General features: G+C 62.9%; 6 protein-coding genes and 1 pseudogene. 4 read left to right on the top strand and 3 right to left on the bottom strand.

Annotated features, from left to right (window positions below; translation table 11 throughout):
* Window positions 1–4 precede the first annotated feature (4 nt).
* Window positions 5–778 (bottom strand): TetR/AcrR family transcriptional regulator, encoded by a 774-nt coding sequence (locus CH251_RS15835; RefSeq protein ID WP_094613977.1) that lies wholly within the window; start codon window positions 776–778, stop codon window positions 5–7.
* Window positions 779–910: 132 nt separating this feature from the next.
* On the opposite strand from CH251_RS15835, the gene CH251_RS15840 reads away from it, so the two are divergent.
* The 4 genes from CH251_RS15840 to CH251_RS15855 are packed head-to-tail and all read left to right on the top strand — an operon-like array spanning window position 911 to window position 5,095.
* On the top strand, window positions 911–1,867 hold the full coding sequence (locus tag CH251_RS15840) for a diiron oxygenase (protein WP_179273321.1): 957 nt from the start codon (window positions 911–913) through the stop codon (window positions 1,865–1,867).
* Complete coding sequence (locus CH251_RS15845; protein ID WP_094613978.1) at window positions 1,864–2,727, top strand: diiron oxygenase; 864 nt, start codon at window positions 1,864–1,866, stop codon at window positions 2,725–2,727. Before CH251_RS15840 ends, CH251_RS15845 begins: the two co-directional genes overlap by 4 nt.
* Window positions 2,724–4,238: an NAD(P)/FAD-dependent oxidoreductase gene (locus CH251_RS15850; protein ID WP_094613979.1), complete on the top strand. Its 1,515-nt coding sequence runs from the start codon at window positions 2,724–2,726 to the stop codon at window positions 4,236–4,238. Before CH251_RS15845 ends, CH251_RS15850 begins: the two co-directional genes overlap by 4 nt.
* On the top strand, window positions 4,235–5,095 hold the full coding sequence (locus CH251_RS15855; protein WP_094613980.1) for an SDR family oxidoreductase: 861 nt from the start codon (window positions 4,235–4,237) through the stop codon (window positions 5,093–5,095). The genes CH251_RS15850 and CH251_RS15855 overlap by 4 nt, the downstream gene beginning before the upstream one ends.
* A gap of 15 nt (window positions 5,096–5,110) precedes the next feature.
* Here CH251_RS15855 and CH251_RS15860 read toward each other — a convergent pair whose 3' ends face one another.
* Window positions 5,111–5,875 (bottom strand): class I SAM-dependent methyltransferase, encoded by a 765-nt coding sequence (locus CH251_RS15860; RefSeq protein ID WP_256979101.1) that lies wholly within the window; start codon window positions 5,873–5,875, stop codon window positions 5,111–5,113.
* A pseudogene (locus CH251_RS15865) lies at window positions 5,872–6,083 on the bottom strand (carboxymuconolactone decarboxylase family protein); the annotation flags it as partial. The pseudogene CH251_RS15865 and the gene CH251_RS15860, both read right to left, overlap by 4 nt.

Here is a 6,083-nt window from a genome sequence, read left to right on the forward strand (position 1 = left end):
AGGTTCACTCCTCCTGGTCGCGAACGAACGCGAGATGAATGGGCCGGTCGAACTCGATGCGGGTGCCGAGGAGTGCACTCGAGGACTCCACGAGCCCTCGCACCACGGCCGCCAGATGCTCGGTGAATGCGTCGATGTTCATAGCGGATTCATGGTCGTCGGAGCTTCCGAGCCACCAGTCCGTGGCAGTCGCTACTGCGCCGAAGGCCGAGTACGAGATCAACTCCACCGTTGCCCTGTTCACTGCTGGTCCCTGTACGGCGTCGGCCAGAACGCGCGCCACGGTGTCGGTTGCAGCACGGGCCGACTCCAAGGCCGGATCCGACGACGACGTCTGCGACTTTCGGCCGACGGTGCGGGCCAGAAAGTGGCCATGGACGAGGAACCGGAACAGATTGGGATGGTCTGCGACCACTGCCGCGTATCCGGCTGCGCTGTGATCGATGAGTTCGGCCACCGAGTCCGCGAACAGATCCGCCTTGGTCATGATGCTCGCCAACAGCATTTCCTGAACGTGCTGGACTATCGCAGCATAGAGATCGGACCGGTCGGCGAAATGCCGATACAACTTGGGTTTGGCGGTGCCTGCAGCCTTGGCGATATCGCCCATGCTGACGCTCGGTCCGTGCGTATCGATGGCGACCAGAGCGGCCGCGACGAACTCTCGTCGCACCGCGAGTCGGTGCTCACGCCAGCGTTCGGTGCGCGCATCGATCCTCTTGCACTGTGGCTTGCGCCGTCCATCTTCTGGGTTGACACGTCCGGTGACCTGAACCACACTTTGTCACATTACCTACTACCGCCGGTACTGGCTACCGTGAGTTTCGGGTAGACGAAGTCTCGGGGGAGTCGTCGATCGCGAGGGGGATCGGTTGTGAAGCGTGCAGTTGTCGGTGAACGAAACATTGATGTGGGGACGTCGAGGCGCGCTGCGCTGGTGACCGAGGACCTGTCGGCTACGCGGGCGCGGGCGGTCGGCCCTCGCGAGAAGACTGCCCGGCGGCTGCTGAAGTCGACGGCCGACAAGTTCTACGACGGCGAGGTCGACATCGATTGGGACGCTCCGGTGGTCGACGGCATGCGGTGGATGCCCGAGCATCGAGTGTCACTCTATCGAACCAAGTTGTGGGACAAGCTGTCCGAAGAGCAGCGCCGCGAACTGGGTCGACACGAGATCGTCAGCATTCTCTCGTTCGGCATCTATGCCGAGGGTTTCCTCAGTGCGAACTTGCTTCGGGTGTTCGGGAGGGGCACGTTCTCCGATCATTCGATGTACTCGATAGCCGAGGTGGGCGAGGAATCGCGCCACTCCATCATGTTCGGAAAGTTGATCGAGAAGGCGGGCCTGAAGCCCTACCTCCTGCCCAAAGTGGGTCTCGTCCTCGCAAGGATCGGTCAGTTTCTCCCTCTCGGACCGGCCACGTACGGCGGGACTCTGCTCATCGAGGAGGTGCTCGATCGGGCGCAGCGAGAAGCGCAGAACGATCCCGAAATGCAGCCGCACCTGCGCCAGATGATGCGCATCCACGTGATCGAAGAATCGCGTCACATCACCTACGCCCGTGAAGAAATGGTGCGCGCGATGCAATCGACCAATCGGGTGAATCGTGCGGTCCACCGCGTCATCCTTGCCACGATCGCCAACTTCACGTACATCGCACTCATCAATCCGCGCGTGTACAGATCCGTCGGCATCAACCCCATTCGCGGAATCGTCACCGCAATGGCGAGTCCCACCTACAAGACCAACATGCAGTTCTTCTCCGAGCCCATGATTCGGTTCTTCGCCGACGCCGGTATGTGCGACGGTTTCGTGACCCGTCGCCTGTGGAAGATGACCCGCGCCATGCCGGACGATCTCGCATGAGCCGACGCTCGTCGGCGGTCCAGTACGATCCGCATGTCGACATCGACTGGGAATCACCCTGGCAAAGTGAGGCGTCGGCGTTGCCGCGAGACTCGGTGACGTTGTACGGGACCCGCCTGTGGGGCAGGTTGGCCGAGCAGGATCGGCGTACCTTGGCTCTGCACGAGGCAGTGAGCAGATGGAGCACGGTGTCGTATCTGTCGGCCATGCTGATCGGTAACCAGCTCAGGCGGGCGGCGGAAGAAGGGCTCAACAGCCCGGCGTCCCGCAATGCTCTGGCAGAGGTTGCGGGTAGTTCGCGGACCACCATCACCTTCGGACGGCTCGTTCGGGCCGCGGAAGTTCCGCCGTACAGGCTCCCCAAGGGCACGACGACGGCAGTCAAATTTCTGGGTTTCCTGCCCCTCGGTGTTGCATCGCATGCGTCGACCCTCCTGGTCGAGGAGACCTTCGCCCGGTCGATGCAGGGCGCGGTGACAGAACCAGGAATCGAGCCCCATGTTCGGCAGGCGGTGAAGATCCATCGACTCGAGAGCGCCGACCGCTTCGCCTTCGCCCGATCGGAAGTGGTGGCCGCGCAGGAGAAGTCGAACAGACTGACCCGCGCACTCAACCGGTTGCTCCTCGCTGTACTCGCCAACGTGATTCTTCGTCTCGGTGTCTCGTTCCAGGTCTATCGATCCATCGGTATGTCCCCGGTTCGGGGCGTGCTCACCTCGCGCCGTCGACGGGCAGCGATCAGGCGCCGGGACGCATCGAACACCGTCGCCTTCCTGGATTCGGTCGGGTTGCTCGAGGGCACGGTCACTGCGGCGCTGTGGAGAATGACCGGCGTCGTGCCCTCGGAGGGTCGGCGATGACCGTTCATCACACCGGGGTTCTGGTCATCGGCAGTGGCTTCTCCGGGTTGGGGATGGCGATCTCGCTCCGCACCCGCGGTCGCGACGACTTCCTCGTTCTGGAGAAGGCGCAGTCCGTCGGTGGCACCTGGCGAGACAACACCTACCCGGGCTGCGCGTGCGACGTCCCCTCGCACATGTATTCGTACTCGTTCGAGCCCAACCCCGAGTGGTCGCAGATGTGGTCTGCCCAGCCGGAAATTCTGAGCTACCTGCAACGCCTCTCGGTCAAATACCGCCTGGACGACAACATTCGGTTCGGGGTCGAGTGCGACGGTGGCTACTGGAACGAGAGCGAACACCGATGGCACATCACCACGACGAACGGTGACGAATACGTCGCCCAGTTCATCGTCTCCGGCATCGGAGCGCTGCACGTTCCCAACACTCCGAAGCTCGCAGGCGTCGAGTCGTTCACGGGTGCGGCCTTTCACTCGGCGCGATGGGATCACCAGGTGGATCTGACCGACAAGAAGGTCGCAGTCATCGGAACCGGAGCGAGCGCTGTGCAGTTCGTTCCACAGATCGCCGAGACGGTCGGCGAACTGCACCTGTATCAACGATCTCCCGCGTGGGTGCTCCCGCGGCGGAATTTCGCCATCCCGACTGCTCTCCGACGCCTCTTTCGTCAATCGGCAGTGGCACGCAAGGTGTTCAGAAATTCTATCTACTGGTCTGCGGAGTCTCTGGCGATAGGCCTCAACGGACATTCCAATCTCCTGCGTCCGGTCGAGGCAGCTGCACGTAGGTTCATCGAGCGGGAGGTAGAAGATCCCGAGCTCCGCAAGAAATTGACCCCGAACTATCGCATCGGGTGCAAGCGACTGCTCGGATCCAATACCTACTACCGGGCGTTGACTCGACCCGACGCGGACGTGGTCACCGACCCGATCGCGGAGGTGCGCGAACGGTCGATCGTCACCGCAGACGGGACCGAGCGCGAGGTGGACGTCATCATCTACGCCACCGGCTTCCACGTCACCGACGGGTTCGACGGTCTGAACGTGGCCGGTATCGGTGGGCGAAAGTTGGTGCAGCACTGGCAAGAACACGGAATCGAGACCCACTTGGGGATCGTGGCCGCGGGATATCCCAATGCGTTCTTCCTGCTCGGTCCCAACACCGGGCTCGGGCACAATTCCGTGGTGTTCATGATCGAGCAACAGATCGCGTACGCGCTACGAGCGATCGAATTCGTCGAGGCGGGGGCTGCCGACGCACTGACGGTTCGTCGACAGACGCAGGATGAATTCACGGCCGAGATCCAGGCGAAGCTGAACAAGGGCGTGTGGAGCACCGGCGGATGTACCAGTTGGTACCTCGATTCGCACGGTGCCAACCGGACGGTGTGGCCCGGATTCACCTGGCAATACTGGCTTCGCACAAGGAAGTTCGACCCGGCACAGTACGAATTTCTGCTCCCGACCGGAGCCGGAACCGACAGCGAGAACGTGGAAGAAGTGCGTATATGAAGAATTTCGACAACAAGGTCGCCGTCGTATCCGGTGCCGGTTCGGGGATCGGCCGCGCCCTCGCGCTCGATCTGGCCGAGCGTGGAGCGCAGCTTGCGCTGTCCGATATCGACGGAGAAGGGCTCGGAGAGACCGTGGTTCTGTGCGAGAAGGTGGGAGCCCGTACGGTCACGTACGAGCTGGACGTATCGGACCGGTCCGCCGTCCACGCGCATGCGGATGCAGTGCTCAGCGAATTCGGCCGCGTTAATTTCGTCGCCAACAACGCCGGAGTCGCGTTGGGTGCCGATGTACTCGACATGACCTGGGACGATTTCGAGTGGGTAATGAACATCGACTTCTGGGGAGTCGCCAACGGAACCAAGGCATTTCTGCCGGCCTTGATCGAGTCGGGCGAGGGTCACCTCGTCAATGTCTCCAGTGTCTTCGGCCTGATGGGCATCCCAGGTCAAAGTGCCTACAACTCCGCGAAATTCGCCGTGCGGGGATTCACCGAGGCACTGCGTCAGGAAATGAAGATCGCTCGACATCCCGTCGGAGTGACGTGCGTGCATCCGGGCGGCATCAAGACCAACATCGTGGCCAACGCCCGCGGCATGGACGAGCTCGGCACACCCGACGAGGCCTCGCGTCGCTTCCAGCAGATCGCGCTGACCACACCGACGAGGGCGGCCAAGGTGATTCTCGCGGGAGTGGAAAGGAACAAGCCGCGAGTGCTGATCGGACCCGACGCTCGAGCGTTCGATCTGATTCCGCGACTCGTCGGTCCGCGGTACCAGGACCTGCTCGCTCCGCTCAATCGGCTCGGCTCGGCGGCCGGTAGGAAACTGGCGAAGAGCAGCAGTACCGGTTCGTAGGTTCGCCTCTGACCGTTACTGTTTCGTGGCACTGACGAACTGGGCCAGTCCCCGGACGTCTTGCTGGATCTCGGTCAGTCCCGATGCCTCGAACACGTCGACGAACAGGTTCTTCGGAAACATCCGGACGCCCGCCAGGCCGGTTCCGAAGCCGACGACTGTGCCCAGCGGGGCCGGACGAGGCTCGCAGCTGGTCATGATCGCAATGCGTCCACCCGGGCGGACGACGCGAATCAGTTCGTCCAGCACTGTCATGGGCTTCGGAACGAGATACAGTGCGGCGTAGCAGCATACGGCGTCGAAAGCGTCGTCCGAATACGGCAGGTGGGCAGCGTCTCCGCGTACGTACGCCGCACGCGGTCCTCGATTGTCCGCCACGGCACGGGCGATCATCGCCTCGGATATGTCGAACCCGACGGCGAGGCCGTCGTCGGTGAGAGCGTCGGAGAGAAACTTGGTGAAGTTGCCGGGGCCGCAGGCGACGTCGAGCACGCGCTGGGCGCCGTGCAACCTCAGGTCGACGACGGCTTTGGCGCGCTCGGCCGCCATCGACATGCCGGCGATGCCCATCATGGACACTCCGAACGGACGCCACAGTCTTTCGTAGATGGCTGCGACCACCCGGTTGTTCATCGCGATGCTGGCCGGCGACGGGTTCGGTGCGGGCACGTCCGGCAGCAGTTCGACGTAGCCGCCGTCGGTGCGCGCCAGCCCGCGTAGCGTCGCTGGCTCGATCATGGCGAGCGCGCGGTGCAGCGCGGTCTCGGCTGACTTGCTCATGGCCGCGGTGGTCGGTCGCCGTAATCCCGTTCGACGCGCAGGGTTGCGAGAGTGGTTGCCAGCCCGTCGTATTGGGTGACCAGCAGGACGAATTCGATGAGCCTGCGCTCGTCGAACTGGGTGGCGAGTTGGTTCCAGGTCGCGTCGGAGAGGATCTTGGTGGCGATGAGTTCGTCGACCGCGGTCAGAATGGTCCGATACCGCGTCG

The sequence above is a fragment of the Rhodococcus sp. 06-462-5 genome (genome assembly GCF_002258315.1).
Taxonomy (GTDB): domain Bacteria; phylum Actinomycetota; class Actinomycetes; order Mycobacteriales; family Mycobacteriaceae; genus Rhodococcoides.

Excerpts from the sequence above, each read along its gene's own strand:
- CH251_RS15845 (WP_094613978.1), top strand. The coding sequence starts at position 1,864 with ATGAGCCGACGCTCGTCGGCGGTCCAGTACGATCCGCATGTCGACATC.
- CH251_RS15850 (WP_094613979.1), top strand. The coding sequence starts at position 2,724 with ATGACCGTTCATCACACCGGGGTTCTGGTCATCGGCAGTGGCTTCTCC.
- CH251_RS15855 (WP_094613980.1), top strand. The coding sequence starts at position 4,235 with ATGAAGAATTTCGACAACAAGGTCGCCGTCGTATCCGGTGCCGGTTCG.
- CH251_RS15860 (WP_256979101.1), bottom strand. The coding sequence starts at position 5,875 with ATGAGCAAGTCAGCCGAGACCGCGCTGCACCGCGCGCTCGCCATGATC.